General features: G+C 66.7%; 26 protein-coding genes and 1 pseudogene. 12 read left to right on the top strand and 15 right to left on the bottom strand.

Features of this window, described 5'->3' with window-relative positions; translation table 11 throughout:
- The first annotated feature begins 10 nt into the window (after positions 1-10).
- The 9 genes from AB0B58_RS20965 to AB0B58_RS21005 all read left to right on the top strand — a co-directional run bounded on the left by AB0B58_RS20965 (position 11) and on the right by AB0B58_RS21005 (position 10128).
- Positions 11-697: a hypothetical protein gene (locus AB0B58_RS20965; RefSeq protein WP_360225750.1), complete on the top strand. Its 687-nt coding sequence runs from the start codon at positions 11-13 to the stop codon at positions 695-697.
- Positions 697-2598, top strand: a complete 1902-nt coding sequence (locus AB0B58_RS20970) for an alkaline phosphatase D family protein (protein ID WP_360225753.1) — start codon at positions 697-699, stop codon at positions 2596-2598. Before AB0B58_RS20965 ends, AB0B58_RS20970 begins: the two co-directional genes overlap by 1 nt.
- A gap of 37 nt (positions 2599-2635) precedes the next feature.
- Positions 2636-3085 carry a hypothetical protein gene (locus AB0B58_RS20975; protein ID WP_360225756.1) on the top strand — a complete coding sequence of 150 codons (450 nt, stop codon included), beginning with the start codon at positions 2636-2638 and terminating at the stop codon, positions 3083-3085.
- Positions 3052-3426, top strand: a complete 375-nt coding sequence (locus tag AB0B58_RS20980) for a hypothetical protein (protein ID WP_360225759.1) — start codon at positions 3052-3054, stop codon at positions 3424-3426. The genes AB0B58_RS20975 and AB0B58_RS20980 overlap by 34 nt, the downstream gene beginning before the upstream one ends.
- Positions 3427-3652: 226 nt before the next feature.
- Positions 3653-4057, top strand: a complete 405-nt coding sequence (locus AB0B58_RS20985; RefSeq protein WP_360225762.1) for a hypothetical protein — start codon at positions 3653-3655, stop codon at positions 4055-4057.
- Positions 4058-4181: 124 nt separating this feature from the next.
- Positions 4182-4877: a DUF981 family protein gene (locus AB0B58_RS20990; protein WP_360225765.1), complete on the top strand. Its 696-nt coding sequence runs from the start codon at positions 4182-4184 to the stop codon at positions 4875-4877.
- Between the two features lie 599 nt (positions 4878-5476).
- Complete coding sequence (locus tag AB0B58_RS20995; RefSeq protein ID WP_360225768.1) at positions 5477-5803, top strand: hypothetical protein; 327 nt, start codon at positions 5477-5479, stop codon at positions 5801-5803.
- 202 nt (positions 5804-6005) lie between these two features.
- A complete protein-coding gene (locus AB0B58_RS21000; protein WP_360225771.1) occupies positions 6006-6290 on the top strand; it encodes a hypothetical protein in 285 nt (94 codons plus the stop codon).
- 226 nt (positions 6291-6516) lie between these two features.
- Positions 6517-10128 carry a PIN domain-containing protein gene (locus AB0B58_RS21005; protein ID WP_360225774.1) on the top strand — a complete coding sequence of 1204 codons (3612 nt, stop codon included), beginning with the start codon at positions 6517-6519 and terminating at the stop codon, positions 10126-10128.
- 104 nt (positions 10129-10232) lie between these two features.
- On the opposite strand, the gene AB0B58_RS21010 is transcribed toward AB0B58_RS21005, so the two are convergent.
- On the bottom strand, positions 10233-10571 hold the full coding sequence (locus tag AB0B58_RS21010; RefSeq protein WP_360225777.1) for a hypothetical protein: 339 nt from the start codon (positions 10569-10571) through the stop codon (positions 10233-10235).
- 225 nt (positions 10572-10796) lie between these two features.
- Complete coding sequence (locus AB0B58_RS21015) at positions 10797-11075, bottom strand: excalibur calcium-binding domain-containing protein (protein WP_360225780.1); 279 nt, start codon at positions 11073-11075, stop codon at positions 10797-10799.
- Between the two features lie 249 nt (positions 11076-11324).
- Here AB0B58_RS21015 and AB0B58_RS21020 point away from each other — a divergent pair, with 249 nt between their 5' ends.
- Positions 11325-11597 (top strand): hypothetical protein, encoded by a 273-nt coding sequence (locus AB0B58_RS21020; protein ID WP_360225783.1) that lies wholly within the window; start codon positions 11325-11327, stop codon positions 11595-11597.
- 157 nt (positions 11598-11754) lie between these two features.
- On the opposite strand, the gene AB0B58_RS21025 is transcribed toward AB0B58_RS21020, so the two are convergent.
- Positions 11755-12627: a hypothetical protein gene (locus AB0B58_RS21025; RefSeq protein WP_360225786.1), complete on the bottom strand. Its 873-nt coding sequence runs from the start codon at positions 12625-12627 to the stop codon at positions 11755-11757.
- A gap of 458 nt (positions 12628-13085) precedes the next feature.
- Positions 13086-13274 carry a hypothetical protein gene (locus AB0B58_RS21030; RefSeq protein WP_360225789.1) on the bottom strand — a complete coding sequence of 63 codons (189 nt, stop codon included), beginning with the start codon at positions 13272-13274 and terminating at the stop codon, positions 13086-13088.
- A gap of 626 nt (positions 13275-13900) precedes the next feature.
- On the opposite strand from AB0B58_RS21030, the gene AB0B58_RS21035 reads away from it, so the two are divergent.
- Complete coding sequence (locus AB0B58_RS21035; RefSeq protein WP_360225792.1) at positions 13901-14620, top strand: hypothetical protein; 720 nt, start codon at positions 13901-13903, stop codon at positions 14618-14620.
- A 1534-nt stretch (positions 14621-16154) separates the two neighbouring features.
- Here the strand turns inward: AB0B58_RS21035 and AB0B58_RS21040 are convergent.
- The 9 genes from AB0B58_RS21040 to AB0B58_RS21080 all read right to left on the bottom strand — a co-directional run bounded on the left by AB0B58_RS21040 (position 16155) and on the right by AB0B58_RS21080 (position 21918).
- Entirely contained in the window at positions 16155-16979 is an 825-nt protein-coding gene (locus AB0B58_RS21040; RefSeq protein WP_360225795.1) for a hypothetical protein, read from the bottom strand.
- 68 nt (positions 16980-17047) lie between these two features.
- Positions 17048-18142, bottom strand: a complete 1095-nt coding sequence (locus AB0B58_RS21045; protein ID WP_360225798.1) for a hypothetical protein — start codon at positions 18140-18142, stop codon at positions 17048-17050.
- Between the two features lie 196 nt (positions 18143-18338).
- Positions 18339-18677, bottom strand: coding sequence for a MarR family transcriptional regulator (locus AB0B58_RS21050; RefSeq protein WP_360225801.1), 339 nt, complete (start codon positions 18675-18677; stop codon positions 18339-18341).
- Between the two features lie 219 nt (positions 18678-18896).
- On the bottom strand, positions 18897-19568 hold the full coding sequence (locus AB0B58_RS21055; protein ID WP_360225804.1) for a hypothetical protein: 672 nt from the start codon (positions 19566-19568) through the stop codon (positions 18897-18899).
- Complete coding sequence (locus AB0B58_RS21060) at positions 19565-20173, bottom strand: hypothetical protein (RefSeq protein WP_360225807.1); 609 nt, start codon at positions 20171-20173, stop codon at positions 19565-19567. Before AB0B58_RS21060 ends, AB0B58_RS21055 begins: the two co-directional genes overlap by 4 nt.
- A gap of 254 nt (positions 20174-20427) precedes the next feature.
- On the bottom strand, positions 20428-20652 hold the full coding sequence (locus AB0B58_RS21065; RefSeq protein WP_360225813.1) for a hypothetical protein: 225 nt from the start codon (positions 20650-20652) through the stop codon (positions 20428-20430).
- A 107-nt stretch (positions 20653-20759) separates the two neighbouring features.
- Positions 20760-21074, bottom strand: coding sequence for a hypothetical protein (locus AB0B58_RS21070; protein ID WP_360225816.1), 315 nt, complete (start codon positions 21072-21074; stop codon positions 20760-20762).
- A 302-nt stretch (positions 21075-21376) separates the two neighbouring features.
- Entirely contained in the window at positions 21377-21688 is a 312-nt protein-coding gene (locus AB0B58_RS21075) for a hypothetical protein (protein ID WP_360225819.1), read from the bottom strand.
- Positions 21685-21918: an excisionase family DNA-binding protein gene (locus AB0B58_RS21080; protein ID WP_360225822.1), complete on the bottom strand. Its 234-nt coding sequence runs from the start codon at positions 21916-21918 to the stop codon at positions 21685-21687. Before AB0B58_RS21080 ends, AB0B58_RS21075 begins: the two co-directional genes overlap by 4 nt.
- Positions 21919-22214: 296 nt before the next feature.
- Here AB0B58_RS21080 and AB0B58_RS21085 point away from each other — a divergent pair, with 296 nt between their 5' ends.
- Positions 22215-22598 carry a hypothetical protein gene (locus AB0B58_RS21085; RefSeq protein WP_360225825.1) on the top strand — a complete coding sequence of 128 codons (384 nt, stop codon included), beginning with the start codon at positions 22215-22217 and terminating at the stop codon, positions 22596-22598.
- Here AB0B58_RS21085 and AB0B58_RS21090 read toward each other — a convergent pair.
- Together AB0B58_RS21090 and AB0B58_RS21095 are read right to left on the bottom strand one after the other, a co-directional pair.
- Positions 22581-22772: pseudogene (locus AB0B58_RS21090) on the bottom strand (ISAs1 family transposase); the annotation flags it as partial. The gene AB0B58_RS21085 and the pseudogene AB0B58_RS21090 overlap by 18 nt on opposite strands.
- A 94-nt stretch (positions 22773-22866) precedes the next feature.
- Complete coding sequence (locus AB0B58_RS21095) at positions 22867-23142, bottom strand: transposase family protein (protein WP_360225828.1); 276 nt, start codon at positions 23140-23142, stop codon at positions 22867-22869.
- Positions 23143-23219: the final 77 nt, after the last annotated feature.

The following is a 23219-nucleotide window of genomic DNA, read 5'->3' on the forward strand; positions in this document are numbered from 1 at the left end:
GGAGGTCGCCATGTCACGCTTCCCGTTCGGCGGCGGCGTCTCGGACTGGACGTTCGCCACCGTCGACGGCATCAACGACATCGACAACCTCGCCCAGGTCGTCGGCGACATCGCCATCACCTTCTGGACGGCCGAGGTCGGCGGCACCCAGCACACCGACCTGATCGGCCCGGACGGGCAACCCACCACCACGATCACCTCCACCCCCGACGGGGTCGTCGGCGGCCGCGCCGTCGGACAGATCCCACCCCTGCAAGGACCGGACGGGGTCAAACGGATGTGGGCGCAGGCCGCCACCGGGCCCCGCGCCCTGATGGTCACCACCGACCCGGGCGCCGACGACCTCGGGCTCATCCTGCCGCCGCTCAGCGTGCCCGGCACCGCCACCGCACCCGCGACCGGCCGGGCCCGGCTCTACAACGACACCGCGGCGACGCTGCTCGTCGCAGCCGTCCGCGCCTCGGTCGGCAGCCCACCCACCATCGACACCATCATCGACGTCAACCGCAACGGCACCAGCATCTTCTCGACCCCCGGCAACCGGCCGGTCATCGCGGCAGGCGACTACACCTCCGGCAAGGTCGTGCCCCTCGACCTCGTGTTGCTGGCCCCGGAGGACTACCTCACCGCGGACATCGACACCGGCGCCGGCTGGACCCACCTCGTCGTGCAGGTCCTCGCCACCAGGGCGGCATGATGGCGGTCGCGACATTCGAGGGCCTGCCCCTGGGGGTGCTCACCGCGGCGGCCGGGTTCGACTTCATCACCGGCCCGGTGAGCGGCGGCGCCACCGTCATCGACACCAACCCCTACCGCGGCAGCCGCTGCCTGCAACTGCTCACCGGCACCTCGGGGGCGATCTGCTACGCCGAACGCAGCACCTCGCTACCCGGCGCCCCGACCGGGCAGATCTACGGCCGCGCCCGGGTGCGACTGCCGGTCCTGCCGCCCGACGCCCCGGGCATGCGGGTGCTGGTTCTCGCCGACAGCAGCGGGGCGTTCCTCGCCGAGGCCCGGATCATCAACACCGGCCGCCTGCAGCTGCGCGACGGCGCCGGCACCATCCTGGCCGCCACCACCACGGCGATCACCGCCGGACAGTGGGTCGACATCGGCCTGGCCATCCTGATCACCTCCGCCACCGTCGGGCAAGCCCAACTCGCGATCTTCGGCGGCGACGGCGGCATCGCCGAAACCCTGACCTCGACGGCGACCCTCAACACCCTCGGCGCGGGCGGCACACTCAAATGCCAGGTCGGGGCGATCCGCGCCGGGCTGCCCAGCTTCGCCGTGGTCGTCGACGACGTCGACTTCTCGCGCACCGGCTGGCCGGCGATCGCCTCCGCGGCGACCCTGTTGACCGGGCCGTGGTCCGGTGCCGTCACCGACACCGGGTTCAGCGCTGTCTACCGGCTGTCCGGGGCGAGCACGGCCCGGCTGCTCGTCTCGGCGAGCGCGGACCTTGCGGCCCCGCTCGCCTCAGCGCCCGCGCAGCCGGACGCCGACGGGATCGTGCGCCTCACCATCGCCGGCCTAGCCCCGGACACCGGCTACCACTACGGCGTCGAAGCCGACGGGCAACTGCTGCCCACCGGCCGCGGTCAGGCGCGCACCTTCCCGCCCGCCGGACTGCCGGCGTCGTACAGCGTGTGGTTCGGCTCCTGCCAGTGGACCGTGCCCGCCGACCAGACCTACGCGGCGATCCTCAAACACGTCGGCCCCTACGGCAGGCCGCTGCTCGGCGTGCACATGGGCGACCTGCACTACCGCGACTGGGGACCCACCACCACCGCGGCCGACATCCTCAACCAGCACATGACCTCGCTCGGCTCGGCCAGCATGGCGCCGCACCTCGCGCAGGTCCCGCTCAACTACCTGTGGGACAACCACGACTGGGGCGGCGACACCTCCGACCGCACCGCCGCCGCGGGGCCCCTGGTCGCCGCCGCGTACCGGCAGGTGTTCCCCACCTACCCGCTGCCGGCGGGCAACGGCCGCGGCGGCTACCACTCCTGGGTCATCGGCCGGATCCGTTTTATTCAGTTGGACACCCGCTCCTACCGCGCCCCGCAGACCGACCCCGACGGCCCCGGCAAGACCATGCTCGGCGCCGAGCAAAAGGCATGGTTTAAGGAGCGGCTCCTCGACCCGGAACCCGTCAAGATCATCTGCGGGAACATGTACTGGCGCCACGACCACCCGGCCTCCGGGCGGTGGGGGTCCTACGGCACCGAGTTCGGCGAACTCAACGCGTTCATCGCCGCCAACGACGTCCAGGCCTACGTGATCTTCGGGGATCGGCATGCGCTGTGCGCCGACGACGGTACGGCGCCCGGCGCGTACCGGATGCCGCAGGCCGGCGGCGCCCCGATCCAGCAAGGCTCCGTCGGCCCGGGCGAGCCCTGGTCCGCCGGCTACTACCACCAGGCCCCGGCCACCATCCAGGGCTTCGGCTGGCTGGACATCACCGACACCGGCCCCACCATCACCATCGCCTACCAGGGCATCACCTCCCTCGACGGACAGACCCGCGTCGCGATGACCACCGAATTTGAGGCGGCCTCCGCGCTCGCCGACCTCTGGGGCGTGCACCTGTAACCCGGCGACCACACCACTCAGGAGGTGACACGCCCCCATGTCGGCGCTGACCGCACGCCCACCCACACCACCACACCCCGTCTGGCGCTTCAGCGTGATCGTGGTGCTCGCCCTCGCCGCCGGGGACGCCGCCTCCGGCATCGCCGCCGCTGCGGTCGGCGGCACCGGGCGGCCCAGCGGCGCCGGAATCACCGGCGCTCTACTGCTCGCGGTGGCGCTCGCCGGGCAGGCCGCCGCCCACCACGCCGTCCGCACCGGGCGGCACCGGCCGCTGCGGCTGTGCCTGACCGTGCTGGTCGCCTGGCACGCCGCCTGCACCACCGCGCTGTTCCTCGCCTGCGCCACGAGCGGGCGGGTACACGACGTCGAACCCGTCGTGTTCTCCGCGGTCCTCGCCGCCGCCGGGTGCTGGACCGCGCGGAGCGCCGCACGGCAGGTCGGGAGGGGACACCGATGCCCGCCACAGCACCGACCGTCTGCACCCTGACATGGCTGTTCGCCACGACGACGGCCAGCGGGGCACCACCGGTCGAACTGCTCTGGGTCACACAGGCCGTCACCCTCGCCGTCGGACTGGCCTCCGGCTGGTTCGCGCTGCGCTCCAAACGCGGCGAGGTCGCCGACACCCGCCAAGCCCGCTTCGACGCCCGCGTCGACAAAGACCTCGACGACGCCCTGACCGCCCTCGACGCGACCCGCCACGAACTGCAAGACGCGCTACGCCGTGCCGCCCGCTATGAGGCCCACCTGATACGGCACGGCATCAACCCCGACACCGGCGAGCGGATCGCCCACCAGCACGGCGACCCCGGGCCGCCGGCCCCCTAACCCGCCAGCGGCAACAGCCGCCGCCCGGGCCGCATTCCTCCGCCCAAGACCAGGCGGAGAGCCCATCCCGGCATCTCCACGACCGGCCGCACGCGAGGCCCGTCCGCGCGCCCGCGTCCTGCGTCGGCGGCTGACGCCTGCCCGCCGACCCGGTCGTCATCCGCCACGCCACCGACCGACTCGGGTGGCGCGCGCCTCCACCACCTCACCGCAAAGGAGCACCACCGTGCACACCCCCAAGACCAAAACCTCGCTGGCCGCACGCACCGTCCGGATCTTCGGCCGCGAGGTCGCGCTGTGGCTCGCCCTGATCGCCGCCGCCGTCAAGCTGCTCTCCGCGTTCTGGCTGCACCTCACCGACGACCAGCAGACCCTCGTCAACGCCGCAGCCGCGGCCGCCGCGGGTCTGGTCGTCGCGTTCCTGGTCCGCGACGGCATCCAAGCCGCGATCCTCGGCTTCGCCCAGGCGGGCCTCGCACTCGGCGTCGGCTTCGGCCTCGACATGCCCGCCGAGCAACAGGCCGTCCTGCTCTCCTTCATCGCGGTCGCCGTCGGCATGTTCGAGCGCACCCAGGTCACCGCGCCCGTACCCGCCGACACCGCCGAGGTGACCCAGTCGGCCACGGACTGAGACTCGCGCCCCGGCCCGCCAGCGTCCCAGCGCGCGGCCCGGCACACCGATGTGCCGGCCGCGCGCTGGACCCACCCCGTCCCGCACCGATGACCAGCCCGACGGAGAACACATACAAATGATCATGTACAACACGCTCATGGGAGTCTGCGCGGGCGCGGCGCTGCTGCTGGTCCCTCGCTACCTCGCCGCCCTCCGCGGCGAACGCCTCCCGCTGCAGCTCATCCACACATCCGGCGAGCCCCGCGGCTGGGCCGCCGCGTTCGGTGTCCTCGGCGCCGTCCTGACCGGTCTCGGCTTCGTCATGACCGTCACGCACCCGCTCGCACCCGCGAAGACCTATATCGACACGATCTTCGGCGAACCCTCGCTGATCCTCGGCGTCCTGCTGCTCGCCGCCGCATGGCACCTCGCACATACCAAGCAGCCCGTCGACGAGCAGCGCCTGCCCACGCTGCTGGCACCGGCCAGCTTGGTCGTGTTCTGCGTCGGGCTGATCCTTACGTGGTGCACCGCCGCGATCGTGCGCTTCGACGTCATCTCCTCCGCACCCGCCGAAGAGCCGATCACCGGGCTGCTGCACCAATGGCCGATCGTCGAGAACACCTTCTTCGCCGCCGTGCTGTACGGGCCCGCCGCCCTCGGCTGCCTGCTCTTCCCAGCCGCCGCCCACGGGCACAGTCGCGGCGCATGGCTCGCGCTCTACTGGTGCTTCACCATCAGCGGCATCGCCTTCGTGCTGTTCAGCGCGATGAACTTCTACACCCACACCGGAATGCTGATCAACATCGCGCACCCGGGCGCGGACTACCGCTGGTAACCGCGCCACCCACATCCGAACGGCAGCGGACCGCTGGCCCGTTCCCGTCCGTCGCAGACCATGGCGTCGTCGCAGCCACTTCAGGTGGTGCGACGGCGCCCTTTTCCGTTGCCCAGCCTGACCACAAACGTTCGCGGCATTGGTTGATGCGCCGTCTGAGCGTTTCACCAACTGCAGACAGCCGCATCGCCCAAGCAGAAAGCCCCGCGTGATTCTGACGGCCTGATGCGGCCCCACACGGCTCCAACTGGCCCTACCGAGGGGCCGAGGGCGACCGCCGTGTCGTGACGCTGCGTTATGTGGCCTCATGGGGCCACGCGCCTTATCTGCGGCAGATCAGTGTGCTCGTCACCGGCTCGCTGTCAACTTGGAATGATGAGCACATGTCAAGATCGCGGACGAAAGCTCTGCTTTTCGCTGTAGTAGCAGCTGCCACTACCGCGGGATGCACGAACGACCCAGCTCTCGAACCGAAACCGGCCGCGTCGCCCCACAGTGAGAACCGACCGTCCCAGGTTCCGTCGGCTACTACCAGCGGCGGCACACCACTGGTTCGCTTGAAACCGCCTCCCGTCGTCGCCGGTGAGCTATCTCGAAGAGTGCTCACCCAGAAGGACGGTCGCCCTGCCGCCGAGACCACCCTGCGCCGCGACGCACGTGCCGGACAGCAGTACTGGGTGCACGCTGCCTGCACATCGGCGACTCCGGGCAAGACGCTGTCAGTCGAGGTGCGCAGCGGCAGACCCGGCGCTTCTGATGATGCCTTTGCCGCCGCTGAGATCCCCTGCGACGGAACGGTGACGGTGAACGGATTAGGCAACCTGCCCGCTGAGCAGAGCGTTGTCTACCTGCAAGGGGACCAGTCCGACGTGCTCTCGGCCTACGCCATCATCGCGCCGACATCATCGCTGCCGGAAGGCAAGTAGGCGCCCGGCTGGCTACAGGATGGCAGCGAGCTAAGCCACGCGCAGGCGGATGGTGGTCGATGCCTCTCGAACGCGCACTGTTCTCGGCATGTCCGGATACCCGACCAGCGAAGTCCGGCTACGGCCCGTGACGTGCCGGCCAGCGACTGGCACGCACGGACCGCGGCAGAAGAGGACGTCGCGCGACCGTACTCTATCCGCCATGCCGAATCGCTTCTATCGCCGCCGATGGGCCGATTACCGAGGCGATGAGTTCGCCGACTGGGGCCACTCGGTCTGGTATTTCGAGGTCGGTGATGACGGCTGGCCTGTGCGTCAAGTCGAGACGTACGACGCCGGCCGCGTGCTGCGCTACGGCCCCAGCCACTCGGAGGATCGCTATGGCGGTCTCGGCGAAGCGAGCCTCTACGACTCTGGCGACGACTGGAGCCGCTTCGAGATCACTGAGGCCGAGTTCGAGCAAGCGTGGACCTCGGACGGAGAGTGACGGCCCGGGGCTGGCGAGTGCGCCCAGTGACGATTTGACTGCTACTGGCGCATGTTCAACGGCAATGAGAGCCGCGCACCTCATTTGGGTGACTGCGGAAGGCGTGTTTGTCGTACCCATGTTCTAGCCTCGGGGTGACCGCGGAACGCCAGATCGGGCTCGTTTGGCCGCTTGTGTTCGATCATGGCGGTGATGTGCACAAATAGCTGGAACATCGGGAGTAAGTGTGGAACCCGCCGTATCCTCCGCGTTGGCCAAGGCCGCCGGGTCGGCCGCCGGGCCGGTTACACGGCTGATCGGGCGAGCAACGATTCGATGGAGAGTCGCATGGACGGTTGCCAGGCAGGCTCGCAAGATCGACATCACCCTCTCGTGGAAGACGCTCCGGAGGTGGATGGCGCAGCCCGACGTTCAAGATCAGTTGCGCCTAGGTAGTGCCGAGAGGGTCGCCACGGCCGTCCTGAGCCTGGCACTGCTGCTTGGAGGAAACAACGAACAGCATCAAGCCGATGCGGAGAAGGTCCTTCTCCTCATCTTCGCTGCCTTCCTGCGCGCTCAGGACCCCTCTACTGCGGCCGCCATCGCGTCTGAATGGCAGGTGGGACACACGCGATCTGACGGCGACGCGACGCGAGCAGCGGTGGCCGCAAGCGAGCGCTCCATCATCAGCCGCGTCTCGGCATCCGGCGTGTTCAACGAGCAGGTCCGGACGCTGCAGCCTTGGCGTCGAAAGCGTGCAGTCGAGCTGCGTGGCTCATGGCTGACGATCGAGCAGGTGGTACAGGCGGTTGTCTCGGCAAGCAGCCGTGGCGACCTGCTACGACAGTGGGGCAAGCAGCCGCCAGAGTGGCTCGCCGACGCCCCTGCCGACGCGGTGTGCTGGCTCGCTGAGCTCGCATCCGATTACGGACAGGGAGCGACCGCTTTCCAACTGTTCGCCACCGGCGTACAGCGAGGTGCATTTCCTGACGGTTACTGGCGGTCACGCCAGGTGATGTCTCTCGCCGACGACGAATCGCCCGAGATCGCAGGCATCCTGGAAGCAGCCACAGACCAGCATCCGCTTGCGCGTTGCCTGATCGCCATCCACCGAGAAGAATGGCCACAGGCAGAAGAAGCGTTGGCGAGCTGGACCACACAGTCGCCTCCGGACATCGCGCTGCGGCTTCAACTGTCCGCACGACTTCAGGCACGAGCCGGAAACGCCAATTTGAGCATCAAGTTGGCGCTTGAGGCCGCCGATATCGATGGCGCCGCTGGAGCTGCGATCCTAGCCGCAGAGCTACTGCTCTCACGGGCCCGCTTTGGCCAGACTGTCCACAAGCTTGCCGATTCCGAGCAGGCGGCAGCTCTGGCCGTCAAGGCGCGCAATGCCCGCCGCGCCTGGCTGGGCGACAGCGTCGCAGCGATTCTAGTCGCGGTAAAAGCTCTCGCCTTGGCTGGCAACACTGCTCGAGCGCTCGCTCTCATCAATCCTGCTCCCGAAGGGGAGGCCACCGAGGCCGAGGCGGCAGACCCCCGACTACGACGGGAGGCCACCGAGCTGGCAGCCGCGACGGGACAGCATGAGCGAGCCCTCGGGCTGGCCGCAGAACTCGGCAATCCTTTCGTCACGGCCGAGGTCACAGCGCTGGAGCTCATGGACCGCGGCAACACGTCCGAGGCGGTCGCCGCATGGCGGGTCGCCCTAGACGCGGCGGACAATGACAACGACATCCTCCTCGCCGTCAGGGGACTGGCCGAGCTCGGCGCGCAGCTTCCAGATCTCGCTGAACTTGAGCGCCTGAACCCGAACATGATGCGCGAGATCCGCATCGTCCAGCAGGCCATGAGCGCCGAGACCGGGAACCTTGAAGCGCTCCGGGCCGGCGCCGGGCAAAGCCTTTCGCTAACAGTCAAGCTCGCCGAGCGATACAACAACAGAGGCGAAAAGCGGATGTCCGCCGAGGTACTCAAAGCCGGTGCCGAACGCTGGAGCGACCCGCAGTTGATGCTCATGGCTGCCCGCAATCTCAGGGACGCGGGAGACCTCGAGGCCGCCACCCGCACGGCGGAGCTCGCTCTGACCATGGGCGGACCCAGCTGGGCGGGACAATTCAACGCCCGGGCCCTGCTGTTCGAGATCCACACCGACACCGGCGCCTGGGACCAGGCAATTCAACAAGCACGTGTCCTAGTCTCGTTGGACCCCCATGCCTCCGAAGCTCGCTGGGCACTTGTCCACGCTCTGATTCGGCGAGGCGACTTGGACGCGGCCTGGAACGCCCTTACTCCGGACGGCGAGCCCACCCCACCGAGGGATCGACACGATGCAATGACGTGGATCAGCCTGGCGGCTAGACACGACATCAGCACTCAATTCGTCCCCCGCGCCCTATCCACCATGAGCCGTTGGCCAGATGACGAACAGTTGATAGGCGTATTCATCGGGCAGATCTACCATGGCCTTAGACGTCAAGGGCTTGCCCCGTCTGAAGAAGACCTCGCCGCGCTGCACGCCGCGACAGCGGATTACACAAAACGGTTCCCGGACAGCACTGTGTTCCGAGCTGTGCAGATCTCCAAGGAGGACCCTCTAGCTGCGCTCGCCCCAGAGCTGCGCGCTCGCTACGAGGCGCTCAACGAGATTCTCACGCAGGTCGGCGACGGACACCTCCCCCTTGGACTAGTCGCCGCGGCGACCGGCCTCAGCTACGCGGAGGTTTCTCTGCGCCGCGCTGCCGGCTTCGTCCGATGTCACAACCCCGCCCAGCAGGCGCAGAGCCGGGAAGCCGTAGCAAGCGCGTTGGACCGCGTTGTAGTGCTTGACACCACCGCGGCACACACGCTGGTCCTCCTCGACGCCGAGACACGTTCCCTTCTCCTCGGCTCCTTCGGACAAACTCAGGCGACCGACCCGGCTTACCGTGACGCGTCACGAGGCCAAGAGTCGCTTGGTCTTCGCTCCACGATGTCGACGACTTGGGATCCCGTAACCGGCCGCCCAAAGGTCTCCATGACAGAACAATCCGTGGCCGACCTGCTTGCCGACCAGTCGTCGCAGTTGTGCACTATCCTCCGGGACGCTGTACGGCGACCTTGGCATAACATGAGGCACTTCGGCGAAGGCTCTGATCAATTTGACTGGCTAGCATCACTCGACATGGCGGCGACCGAGAAGACATCTTACTGGTGCGATGACACAGTACTACGTGCCGTGGCGGCCAGCATGGGTGTGCAAACATTCGGCACCGTGGATCTCCTTGATTACCTTCAAACGCAAGACCGCATCTCTCATGATCTTCTTTCGGCCATCAAGGCGACTCTCATCAGCAACTTTTATGCCGACCTCGGGTTCGATCGCGCCACGTTCGATCTCGCTGCAGCAATGGATCGATGGAAACCACGCGGAGCAGCATTCGCTGTTGCGCGGCCTACGGCGTGGACCCACCCGGCAGAAGTCATGGAGTTCGTATTTTCCGCCCTCAACCTTCGCGCCGACGAAGGGCCGGACGACATCGACGGTTGGGTCTCGGCTGCCGCCCTCGGTCTTGTTAGAATAACAAGCGACGCAAATGGCGCCGGTTCAAATCTTAGAATCCTCTTAGGTCATTGCATGGCGCAACGTTGGATGCGTCCCGATCGGCTGCCGTCGGTATTAAGCGCCATACGAGCTAGCTTGAAGGAGCGTCAGGCAGCAGCCGATCCCTTGGAGCCCGTTCTGGCCGACACCTACCAAAGCCTCGTGTCCAAGCACGGATACTCCATTGCCGCGTCTCTGTTGATGACCATGGTCCAACACACCTCAGATACAGACCGCTCAACCGCGTCTCGAGTCGTCTTGACTTACCCCACCTGATCATGCTGACGCCGATAAACTCATTTGGGCTATTGGCTCGCCTGCAGGTCAACGCCGGAACGCACTATTCTCGGCATGGGCGGGCATCGCCCGCAGTGAGTTCCTCAGTTGTTGCGATTGGTGCGCCACGCCTCGTAACCGCGGTCTCGGATGCGCGGGAATCGCTGCGGTACGTCGGCGATCCACGTGTCTATAGCGTCCGGCGAGTGCCTGATGGCGTCGATGAGACGTTGCACTGCCTCCCGCTTGGCGGGGCTGACATGCCGGTCCAGATCTGCCTCCGTCACCTCCTGGTAAGTCATGGCGAGTTGCCACCAGAACTTCATCAGAACGCGGCATTCCTCCTGCTCGCGGTCGTCAGCCAGGCGCTGCATGACAACGGCCTGCACAGATTGCAGCTGGTACCCGTCGCGGAAGCCGTTGCGCAAATCAACGAGGGACACGCGCGGAACGTACTGGGCCACGGCCGTGAACGCGAGCCATTTAGGGTTTCACTCACATCGGCAGTTGAGCGTGCTGGCAGAAAACGCGCGTGGATGCCGGGTCGCAACTTTCTGTGAGCGAGCTGGCAGCCCGTCTCGCGGTGGTGGGGCCAACCGGGGCCCGGGTGGGTCCGCGTCAGACTGTCAGGACCGCCCCGCGAGGATGCGGCTTTCGTGTATCCACCGTCAGCGCTTCTCGCAGGCGACGCCGTCGCCGTCGCGATCCATCCGCTTGTTCGCGTTGTACAGCGCGGTCGACACCTTGAAGTTCGTGACCGGCTTCGTGCTGCCACGGACCTTGTCCCGCGCGCCACTACGTGCCACACCGTGCCGGTATGTCCCGTTCAGGTCGGTGCAGTTGGCGAAGGACCGGGCCGCTGCTGCGGCGGGGGTGGCGGTGGCGGCGACCGCGCCGCCCAGCGCCAGAGCGGCGGCGAGACCGCCGTGGACCAGGACGCGGACCATGTGACTCCTCGAGTGGGATGGGCAGACCGAAGGAACTGTCGGAACCACTCGGGCGGAACTGAGGAAACGTCGAACTGTGTTCGACCCCAACCTGCGGCGTCCTGGGCCAACGCCGCGAACGCGCCCGTATCTGCACGCGAACGACGATGAGGCAGGGGCCGGCCGGCCGCGCAGGCAGCCTGACCGAACACCCCAACGTTGTGGTCGGGACATCAGATCCCAGATGAAGCCTAGTCGTACACTTGTTCGATGGCGCGTCGTGTTGGGGCACCGCAGTTGCGTGAAGCCGGCTGGCTGCACCCGGAAGGCCGGGACACCCGGCCGCTGCTGCTGGTCCGCCTGGAGCAAGTGATCCAGCCACCCGGATGGGAACTCATCGTCGACGTCTGCGTGCCGCCACAGGAACAGACCCGCACGCGGTACCTGGACGAGCCCTCAGCGCGGGCTGCGCTGGAGCACGTCTACGACTTCCACCGCGACCACGGCGACTGGCGGATCCGCCGACCCAAGCCGTTCGATTGACCACCGGAAGCACGATCGGCCGGGCATGTTGGCGCGCACTGGGTTAGCTGTGCAGGTCAGCCGACGCCCGGATCGCGGTTAGAAGAGGTGCCCGAACGCGCTTTCGATCCCGGATATGGCCATCATCAAGTAACGCCAGTCGGCCAGCGATGCCTTGCTATGCAAGCTCCGTTGCGGCGGTCTTGAATATCAGTCGCAACATTCTAAGTGCGTCGTTTCGACTTGCCTCAGTATCGGGTAGCAGCGAATACGTCGCTACGGGCAACCCAATTTCGTTATGAAAATCTTGTCGCTCTTCCAGTTCCTGGCGAAATTTCTGATACTCGTCACCCCCATTCTGTAAATCAGGAAAGTCGGCGGCGGCATAGAATTCACCTGCGTACCGGTCCCAGTCTCCTTCGAGTCCGGTGTATGAGATACCAGCTGAGTTGAGCCAGCCTAGAGCGACTTCCGCAATCAAATCGATGGCAGCGGCAGGTTGCACAACCCCGTTTCCGTGGACGAGATCATCAATCACGCCACTATAAAGCAATGCGTTGGGAAAGCGTGACCACACTTGCAGAACCTGACGGAATTTAGTGCGAGAGTAATCAAACATTGACAGTTTGGTCGTACTGGATTCACCCTCGGCTGGGGTTGACGACAAGTCGATCCAGTCCGCCAAGGCCTTTGGAGTTGCGTACCTGAAATTGCCCTGCCCGTCTACAACGAAGAGGAACGTCGGTACGCCGGATCGCGTGCCAGTAATCCAGCCATGGACTGCTGACACCTTCAGTCCCGGAGACTTCGTTGACGTCTGCTTCTTTACCTGCACATGGGCAACGCGACCCGACAGGTCCCAGGCGCGGAGATCCGACGCGTCTTCGACGTCAATAGAATCCGATGGCAGGTGTAGATGAAGGTCCCACCCGCTGTCGGACTGCGTTAGGTAGTTAATGCTCGCACCCAGATGCAGAAACTCGGCATAGACTTCAGCCTCGCCAAGGTCGCCCAGGTATTGCTGTCGCGTCCTGCTCTGCCCACTGCGCATCTCGATAGCGTACCGTTACGCAAGCGACCTTCGTGCTGATAGTGGAAATCGGAATGACGGACATATTGTTCGACGCCGCAGCCCACGTCGACACCGTCAGTCGTTGCGGTAGTCTGATGAAATTGTTGGCAGCGCCATGCGCCGTCGTTGATTTCGTGAATAGGACGGCGCTCTTCTTGGCAAAGTCGGAACTTCGGCGCCAGCGAGTTTGACTACGCTGCAGGACGTTGCTCATCAAGGGTCGGTCGCGGACGGCAGCAGAAGAGGACGCGCCGATCGCTCGGGCAGCCCTGACCCAATACGTTGCGTCCCCTACGGGAGGTCAGTTCGTTGATCTGAGGAAGGCGATCGGAGGAATCATGATCTGGCACGCCACTGGGCTGCAACCCCCAACGGACCTGAGGGGTTCGCTCTTCTACCGTTCAGCCGATGAGCACGGCTTGCACCGGCGTCGACTGCTATGGATCGGCGACGAATTTGGTTGCGTAAGCCATTTGTGGTTCTTCACAGAAGTTGGCGAGACTATTCGACACCAAGGCGCCAGCATCGGCTTCGTACACGACATGGTCACACGCCGCGATCGACGGAAACAGGGCATGCTGCGACGGCTCGTCGAATGGGGTCAGGGAACGTTCCCAGCCGGCCATCAGTTGCACTGCACCGACGCCAGCCTCACTACCGAGGGTGGTCCCGTAGCACTTGCCCTCGGACTCATCGCATCGCGGGACTATAACGCGGCTCGTATCCGCCACACCTACGAAGAACTTCGCAAGGGGGAGCACCTTTCTCACGAAGCTGCTTCCGCTCTCTGTGCGCACTGATCACGGGTGCTCTTAGTGCACTCTCATCAGCTACGAGAGTGCGCGCAGAGGCGCGGCGGAGCAGAGTGCAGGCGGAACATCTCAGCTTTCCTCATGACTACCCGATCCAGTAGTTCAGGCCCCTGACGGCAGGGCGGGAGACGCAGCAGCTAAGGACGGCGGACATGGGCATTCGGTTGGGCTTCGGCCTCGGTCCGCTGCGCGTCTCCATCCCGCTCACCGGCGGCCGGCGTGGCCGATCCCGGCGACGGGTGAAGGTGTACGGGGTCTGCGGGATCAACCACCGCAGCGCGGAGGCCGCCGGCCGGTGCAAGGGCTGCCGAAGCATAATCGCGCAAGACGCCGCCGAAGCGACTCGGCGCGCGCAGGTAAAGCATGCCCGCAGGGCAGCGACGCAGACTGCTCCCATTCACGGTCATCCAGTTCAGACCGCTCCTCCCTACGATGGGCGGATGCTTCCTGACTCCCGGCCAATCCCCCCGGCGCTCACCGTCCGTCGTCCCGGGACATCGGGCACCTGGTGGTGGTTCCTGATCCCGCTGCTCACCTGCGGGATGGGCACGTTCGTCATGGTGCTGATCGGCGGGGTCAAACTCCGCTCGCGCGGCCACCAGGTCGCCGCCGCCGGCTATCTCGCCAGCACGCTTGTTTTCATGATCGGCACTAATTTCACCGAGGCCAACCAGGGCAGCCTGCCGGACTGGGTGATGGTGCCGTTCTGCATCATCCCGTGGTTCGGCGGACTTGCGCACGTGCTGTGGCTTCAGCTCAAGGTGCAGGCCGCGGCGAACGCCGCCGCGGGGCCGGCGCCGTGGACGAACCTCGGTACGGATCCTGCCATCGTGGCAGCGCAAGCGCGGGCGCAGCGCCGCCACGAAGCACGGGCGCTCCTAGCCTCGCAACCGGCACTGGCCGCCGAGCTACGCATCGGGCGCCCGGACATCACCACCCGGCAGTACGACGACGGCGGGCTTGTCGACGTCAACCACGTGCGCGAGGATTGGCTGGCGCACGCGTTGGAGCTGACGCCAGCTCAGGCCGCCGAGGTCGTCGTGGCGCGGGAGCGCCCAGGTGGGCTTCAAAGCGCGGATGAGCTTGTCGTGTTCTGCTCCAGCATCACGCCAGAGCGGGTAGCCGTCATCAAAGACCGGCTGATCTTCGTTCCCCGCTGAGTCGCCACAGCCCCTGCTGCGCCCCGATCGGGGGGCGTTGCTCAGCTGCTGCCGGTTCGTGCTGGAGTCGGCGGGTGCGCCCGGCGCCGCACGAGGAGGTCTGCGTCGAGGACCTGCGCTCCGACACGCAAGAACGGAATCGCGCAAAGTTAACGCATGCGTTTCAACGGTCACCTCATGCTGATCTCGGTGGTTTCCCGGTGACTTCTATCGACAGCGCCGTCCTCTCCTGCTTGTCACGGCACCTAGCCCCTTGACGCGCGTAAAGAGGGGTAGGACACGCGGGCTGCCGACCGACACGCCGCGCGTATCTATCCCTGGCAAGGCGATGGCCCTTCCGGTGGCAATCGGAAGGGCCATCAACGTCCTGGCGTAGCCCGGGCTGGGACCAACGGTTGCAGACGTTCGCGCAGGTCAGCAAGGCTGCCCTGCGCGTCCATCATGCCACAGGCACATCGTCGGTGCGTAACCAGCACGGCCTTTTCATCTAGCCAATTTCTCTCAAGACCTTCTTACGAAACTCTTTGTCACTAAACTTTCCAGGGTTCTCATTGGCGAAGATTTGTCTACTCGACTAGACAAGAATTGGGCGCGTCAAACCACTTTCACTGTATGCGTTCGGCGAAAGACTTCCTCGTCAGACTTCAGTGACTGATGCAAGGGCTTCGTTGCATTACGCTTCATCGTACCCCCGCAATGGTGCTAGACGAACTCTCGGTGGTGCCGGGGTACGGCACGACCGTAGACATTGCTTGACGCAATGCATGCCTTCTTGTAGGCCGTCTGAGCTGCGCAGACGACGACACCGGCGGGCACGGAAGTCCCGACACGGTGGATGGTTCTTGGTCGATCCGGAGCGACTGGAGAAGATCTAGTGTCTTCGATTATCGACAGTCCCGACCAGCCCCCAACTGGGGGCGGAGTCGGCGATCCTGATCATGAATATGGCGGGTCCGCAAAACATCCGGGGAAACGTGCCGGTGCGGTCCAAACCCCATCGTGTGTGGACGCTATGATTGCCGCGCGGTTGAGGCGAACTTCGCACCTCTGCGCTGGAGCTCATTTGGGGCGTGGCAACCCTGAGGAGCGGGTCTCCGGCGGGGTACGAGTTCCAGAACCGCTAGGCCCGGGCTCGGGATCGATGATTGTAGGGAGTAGTGAATGGAGAGTCAGGCAAAGTTCTCACTGCAGGTGGCGGCGTCGCAGAAGATCATCATCTGTGTGATCGTGCTGGTCATCGTCGTGTCGGGGCACTGGCCGCTGTGACGACAGGTCAGACCCTGTAATACCTCAAGAGTTGCGGCCTCCACCGAATCGGTGGAGGCCGCAACTCTTGGTACGTCCAAGAAGCTCCTCGAGGAGGCGTTCAGGGCTGCGGCCCTCGATCTGCTCGTCTGGGGGGCGCTTTGGAGTTGGTACAGCGAATGCCGGTCTCTCGATCGGAGGACGCTGAGGGGTCTCTCGGACCGTGTCGAAGGTAATCAGGCATGGCGGAAAGGTTGATCTTGGATGGAACCCTTGGCAGCCAGGCCGATCAATCCTGACTCGTGACTGCGGGCCGAGCCCCGAACCGCTTCGTGGCCTCGGCGACCCAGGTGCGGTACTCGGCGTCGGTGAGCAACAACTGGCAGTTTCCGCACTCGATGTACTCCTCGTCGCGGAGGAGATGGGAGACGAGATTGCAGCGGCGGCAGGGCACGCCCCACAGGACTTGCGGCTTGAGTTCGGTCTCGCCAGCGGCGCCGCGCATCGCGATGCAGAGTCGCCGGATTTCCCCGGCGAGGTCGGGGATGGCGGGGTACTGGCTGCACACGCTGTCCATGCGGCTCTCCGGGAATCCACCGGTCAGCCAACTGACGAGGGTCGGCACGGTGGCGTCGGGGCGTGGTTCGAACGGGAACACGGTGACGTGTAGGGCTCGGCACCAGCTGTCGAGGATCGTTGCAGCGGAGATGTACCCGATCTGGTCGTTGTACGGGTCGTGAACGGTGACGTGGTTCGCCGGTGCAATCAGGTCGATCGTGTCGAGGTCGATCGGGGTGCTGTGTGCCCGGGTGCCGGTGACGATCGGTTGCCCGGAACGGGCGGGCACGGCGCCGACGGGCAGGACCGCCGCGGCCGGGTCAGCCCATCGGTGCATCCCGGTCGGGTTGCCCTCGTCGTCCACCACCTCGACCAGCCGCCGGTCGCCGTCGACGAGTTCCGGCGTGGTGAGGTCGCGGTGGAGCCGGCCGATGGCGACCACGTCGCGGCGCAGCCGCCACCGGCATACGGCGCAGACGGGTCCGTCGGTCGGGGTGCGTGGGGTGGCGTCGGGGCGGAAGATCGCACAGCAGATGCAAGTCGTCGAGTCCGTCACGGTGATGACCTCCGTCCGTTGAGGGCTTCTTGTCGATGAGGTTTTGCGCCTGTGGCGCGCGATGGCGGTCACCAGGCGTCCGGTTCGGCGTCCGGCCCCGTCGCGGCTGGGGCGGCTTCGGTCGGTGCGGGCTCCCGGTCCCACGGGGCGAGGTACTTCTCCGACCGGCACAGGCCGCAGTGGGCCTTGGCCTGGCGGTGCTCGGCGCACATCTCGACGGCGTCGGGCCGCGGCGCCGGAGTGGCGTCGACGGCGGTCTGGACCGGCGTGCCGCGAAAGCCCGGCGAAAGCTCGATGCTCTTCTGCTCGCGACGCATCCAGATGCGCCAGGCCAACTTCCAGTCGTACTTCTCGCCCTTCTCGCCGGGCTGGCCGCTCCAGTAGTCGACGAAGGCGGCGGTCTCGCGGGCGCCGACGTTCGGGGTGTCGCTGCGAGCCCAGGCGATCATCTCGTCGGTGGCGGCGAAGTCCGCCGGGATCCGGGTCGCGCGGCGGCGACCGGCCGCCGCGGTGCCGGCGGCGGGACGGCCGGGGGTCGCGCGCGCGGAACGTCTCCCGGATGTAGAACTCTCCGAAGGAGAGTTCCTAATAGATGCGTGGCCGCCTGGCGGACTACCGGTATCCGCCAGGCGGACGGCTGGTGTACCGCCTGGCGGACTACTGGGGGTGTCCGCCAGGTGGACTGGTCCGCCTGGCGGACTGCCAAAGTCGGGCAAGCCGCCCGTGTCTGAGCTGTCCGCCTGGCGGACAGGGTCGCCAGGCGCACTACCAAAGGTGGATGACTTTCCCGTTTCGGTAACGTTGAGTGGTCCGCGTTGCCGACGGTCGGAGGAGGCGGCGGTGCGCCGCGAGGCCCGCTGAGGCTTGGGTACATACGCGGCGCCGATCAGCAGGACGTAGCCGGTGCGTTCGTCTCGGCTGCCCTTGGGTGGGCGGTCGCGCTTGATCCATCCCGCGGTTTCGAGGACGTCGAGCCACTCGACGATCGTCGACTTCGCCAACCCCGTCATGACGGCAAGGGTGGTGAGCGACGGGCTGTGCTCGCAGGGGATGACGCCGGTCTCCCAGTCGGCCTTGATGGCCAGGGTGAGCATGATGTGCCGGCCGGTGGAAGGCATCGCGGAGTTGCATACGGCTCGCTGCAGCTCCAGGACGAACCTCACGATGCACCCCCGTTGGGTTCGCCGACCGCTTGGGTACCTACGTCGGTCAGCACGCCATCGCCGCGAAGCACCAGGAAGCTCTCGCCGCCCTTGTGCCGTGGGACTGATACGTGCGGGGCGCGAAGGCGCTCGGGGGGACCGTCGACATCTGATGCGCGATCAGAATTCGTCGAGTGGCAATGTGGCCGGCGGCGTCTCACCGTGTCCCGCCGGAGACTAGAGCCAGCCCGCCGCCGTCACTCGCCGTCGTCGCGTACCCGGTGACATGCAGGCCGCGGACCACATCCGCCGCGCGGCGCAACGCGCCCTTCGCTTCCAGCTTGCCGAGCTGGTAGCTGACAGTGGAGCTGGAGGCCAGGCCGACGCCGTCGGCGATCTGCCGCACCGTGGGCGCATACCCGTGGGTCGTGATGTGTGCCCGGACGAAGTCGAGGATCGCGTGCTGGCGCGGCGTCAGCCGCGGCGGGTCGATCGGTGCGGCGGTGTCCCAGCGTGCCCGGCCGTCGCGGACCTCGGCGAGTCGGAATTCGGCCATGGCAGTCGGCTCCTGTTCGCAGCGCGCCGGGACGGATTCGTGCGGCGCTAGGGCGGGGTGTTGTTAGAGCAAGTGGGTCAGGGCGGGCAGTCGAGGACCGGGCGGGCTCGCCTCGCGGCTGGAGCCACGCCGCTCCAGGCAGGTCGTGATGGCCGCGGTCCGGCGAGAGCTGTTCCCGGGCCTTGGCGATCGCCGGTCCTGCGGCCGGTTGCTGGCTGCTCACGACAGGCCCGTGGCGGATCGGGCGAGGTCGTCGCGTAAGGCGGCGAACACTCGGCTGGCCTCAGGGCTGGTGAGGTGGTGTTCGCGCAGCCACTGGCCGACCTGATCGGGAGTGTGCGGCAGGGCGGCGAGCACCATGCGGATGGTGGTCTGCGCGTGCAGGTGCCACCGGTCGTGGTCGACGTGCGCGGAGCCCGCGTCCCAGTGCGCGCCGGCGGCCGGTTCCTCGTCGGCCCGGGAGAACAGGTACAGAGTTTTCGCCAGGTCGGCGGGCAATGTCCTGGTCCGGCCCGGGGCGCGAGCCAGCCAGTTCAGGTCATTGAGGATCTGTCCGCTGCGCCGGTCCTTCGGAGTCCAGATTGCCGCGTCCGCGCCGGCCGCCCGCAGCCGCAGTATCCACCGCAGCTGATGGGGATCGGGGCGGCCGATATTGGACTTCAACTCCCTGAACATCACGCCGCGCGGGCCGACGATCACGCTGTCGGGAAACCCGCGCTCGGAACGCTCCGACCGATGCGTGTGGTAGTGCAGCAGGTCACGGCGCTTGCACTCGCGGCGCACGAACGCCTGTAGCGGCGCCTCCAACTCGTCATGCGCGCCGTACGGAGTCGTGTTCCCCTGGCGACGCCGTGAGATCAGAAAGCCTCCAGGACCCGTACGTCGGCTCATGCCGGCTCCCTGAGGCCGGCGACGCTGCGGGCCCTGCGCGCTGCCTGGCGCCATACCCGGGCGGCCATCGCCTCGTCGCCTGCCAGCGTGACCAGGGCCTGCCGGTCAAGGTCCTCGGCGGCGCGGTCGCAGATCCGGGCGATATCGGCCATGGCCTGGCGGCCGTGATCGCAGTACCAGCCCGGCAGCAGCCTTGCGCCGATCAGGACGTGCAGCGCCTCGTTGAGCGAGGCGACGGGGTAGGACCTGGGGTGCGTGGGCCAACGTCCGCCCGGGCCGCGCCACCACAGGGCAAGGGCTCCCGGTTCGACGGAGACCGCCACGCCCTGGCCCTGGTGGACCCAACCAAGGCGGTGCCCGCTGCGCCACCCGTTGGCTCTGGCCTGCCGGCATACCGTGGCCAGCAGGTAGCGGTCCTCCCCGGTCAGCGGCGGCACCGATTCGCCGAGGCCTCCGTCGGCATGTTCCGAATACAAGATCATTTCGTCATTGCCTTCGTCGTGGGGTGCGCGGCACGTGCCGCAGCGGGATACGGGCGCCGCCCCCGCGCGTGCGCCGTTGGCGGCGCGGAGGGTCTGCGCGTTGCGGGGCAAACGAGTGGTCATGACGCGGGTCGGCGGGCGTGGACTGGCTCCCCGCAGCGCCAACGCGATCGGTGAGCATCGAACTCAGTCGAGTGGCGACAGCAGCTCGCTGCTGCGCAATGCGCTTCCACTGGGCAGCACGCAGACGCTCGAGCACACCCCAACCGACACCGACAGTTGCGACGATCGCGACCAGCGCGAGGCAGGCGATCGTGGCCCGATCGGCGTCGACCGGTGCAGCCATCAGGCGTCCTCGAGGACATCGCCGGCCTGCGTCACAGCTCCCGACGCGAGGAAGCTGCGGCCCCTGCGCCAACCAGGTGCAGGTCGTGGTCTTTGCGTGCGGCGAGGCGCCGCTCAATGGTGTGCGCGCTCGCGGTACGGCGGCGGTTGGTGCGCCGTGTGCCGTCGCGACGGCGGCGTGCCCACAGGGCTACGGCGGCCGCGACGCTTCCCTCGTCGGTGAAATAGGCAGTAATTGCCCGTCCGATGATGTTCACGTGGGAGTCCTTTCCGGACTGCTAGATGGGCGTGCCGCACCGGCCCCGGTCCACGACAGGCGCGGACGGGGCTGACCGGTGGTGTCAGCGGTTCTGGGGCAGCGGTGCTAGTGAGGCGTGTCCCCGCCCGAGGTGAACTGCGGGGTGCGCCAGCGGCCGGCTGGTTGGTGCCGCGGTCTGCGCGCCCGCCAGACGAGCGATCCTGTCGTGGTGGGCGCCACCCGACCGTCTGCGCGAAGGGTCACCAGCGAACGGTTTTCCAGGTCGTAGATCTCGGCGTCGATGTCATCGCTGTAGCCCCGCGCCTGGTATCGGTAGGCCTGGTCTCGGGTCACCTTGCCGTCGATGATCAAGCCGAGGACCGTCAACAGCTGCAACGTGAGCTCCGGCTTGTCATCCCGATCGATGCCTGGGCCGATCACCGCGAACCCCCTGGCCCGGCAGCGGCCGGGACCGCGAGCGACGCCAGCGTGGCTGAGGCGAGCACTGCGGGGATCCCGGGCGCAGCGATTGGGGTGGTGGTGCAGGCGACGGGGGGGCGCCTGCACCACCTTGGCCGTCAGCGGACCGATCCTCGGCACTGTTCCCGTAGGAACGCCGCAGGTCGCTGACGGGAGACATCGCAGTGAGGACTGCGGCGGTTGAGAACGCTGATTGCCGGTCGGGCTACCGGGGTCGGGGGAGCCGGGAGATCCCTGGAGTCGGATCGTGCCGTCTGGCCCGGTCATCGCCCGCTCCGGCCTGCTGCACCACGACGCGCCGTGGCTGAGCGCGCTCGGTTGGCCAGCCGGTCGCGGACCTTCTGGAGCGGATCCACCCCAGGCCGGGCACCGGACGAGACTGTGCTCGCCGCGTGAAACGCCGCGAGCTGCGCAGGGGTGAAGTACCACTTCGTCCCCAGCCTCACCCGCTCGGCGCGCAACGCCCGTACCTGGTCCTTGAGCGCGCGGACCTCGATGCCGTAGGACTTGGCGACGTCCTCGAAGCGATGCAACGTCGGGATCCCGACCGCGGAGACGGTCTTCGCGCCGCTCATCGCTCCGCCCCCGCACCAGCCCCAGCCTTGGGCTCAGCGTGGGTGCCGGCCTTGACCCATTCCTGGAACGACTCCTCGCGGATGCGCCACTGCCCGCCAGACCCTCCCTGACCCCCGCTGACCTTTACCGCCTTGAGGTGCTTGTTCTTGATGGCTCGCTGGACCGTCCAACGTGAGACTTTCAGCCGCTGGCAGATGTTGTGGACCGTCATAAACCGTTCGTCTTGCATGCCGTATCCCCCGATGGACTGAGGCAAAGGGTGCTCTGAGCGCCGGGGACCGACGGTATCGGCGGTGATCAAGGACCACAAGACCGTAAAGAACCGTAAGGAAACGTCATCGCTGGGCAGCGATTAAGGATGAAAAGACCTAGTCTCAACCGAATCGACCGCCCTTGATGTTCGGTCTCAGTTCCCAATCGACGGTTTTCCGTGCTACAACGTGCTACGTGTCGCACTCAAACGAGGGAGTTGCCTACCCGCTTTGGCTCCGAATCAAGGAGCTATGCGGTGAACTCGGGCTAACCATGCAAAACCTGCTAAATGATGCAGACGTGAGGCCTGCCACATTCAGCCAGTGGAAGACGACCACCCGCGCTCCCCAGCCGCGCCTCGTCAACGCTCTCGCCGACGCGATCAACCGTGCGGCGCAGGCTGCAGGCAGCGAGCTCTACCTCGACCCGCAGGAAGCACGTCGCCTCGCCGGCTTCCTCCCGGAACAGCCCGCCGCCACCGTCGACGATGTTCGGCGGGCCATCAAGGCGAACCCGAACTTCACAAGATCGCAGAGCGCGGCGCTCCTGCAGATCATCGACGGCTTCGAGGCTCAGAACACCCAGGCCGCTGGACAACAGCAGAGTGAGCGCTCCTCACCCAGGGCCCCGGCAAAGTCGTCAGGTGATGCCGAGTAGGGCGAGTGGTCGGTTCGGATCGCGGGCGTGGTGGCGGTTCGCGGCGGCGATGTTGGTGACGCCGGCGAGGCGGAGCGCGCCGATGGCGGCGTTGCGGAGCGTGGCCATGACTTGTGGGCCGGCGCCAGTGCGAACCTGGGAGCGGTCTTCGTTGTAGGTGACATCGCGGACCCAGGGCCTGTAACAGTCTGCGGATCATCGTCTCGGACGGGCGCCGATCGGCGTCGATGCCTAGCCTGACGGCGGTGTCGCCGGGCAGGTCAGCCACTCATTCCGCGATCGCCGTGTAGGACGGGGAGCCGGCCACCACCGCGCAGACGGCAGCCGCAACGACGACGACCGCTGCATGGCGTATTCCTCGGCGGTGGCGCGGATCCGGCAGATCTGTCAGGGCCAGTAGCAGCCCGCCGGCGCTTTCGGCGTGCAGTGCCCGGCCGGTGCAGCCGACAGTGCGGTGATCAGCGATGATGGCATCGCGGGCATGGCTCACTTCGGATAGATCAACAAGGCCTCGAAAACCTCGATGATCTTCCGGAACGGTCATGCCCGTCTTGCTACTTACACTCCAGGCGCGTCTACACCAACCACGTCAACTCGGACACCAGTCGCGACTTTGCCGGG

The organism is Actinoplanes sp. NPDC049118 (genome assembly GCF_040648555.1).
GTDB lineage: Bacteria > Actinomycetota > Actinomycetes > Mycobacteriales > Micromonosporaceae > Actinoplanes.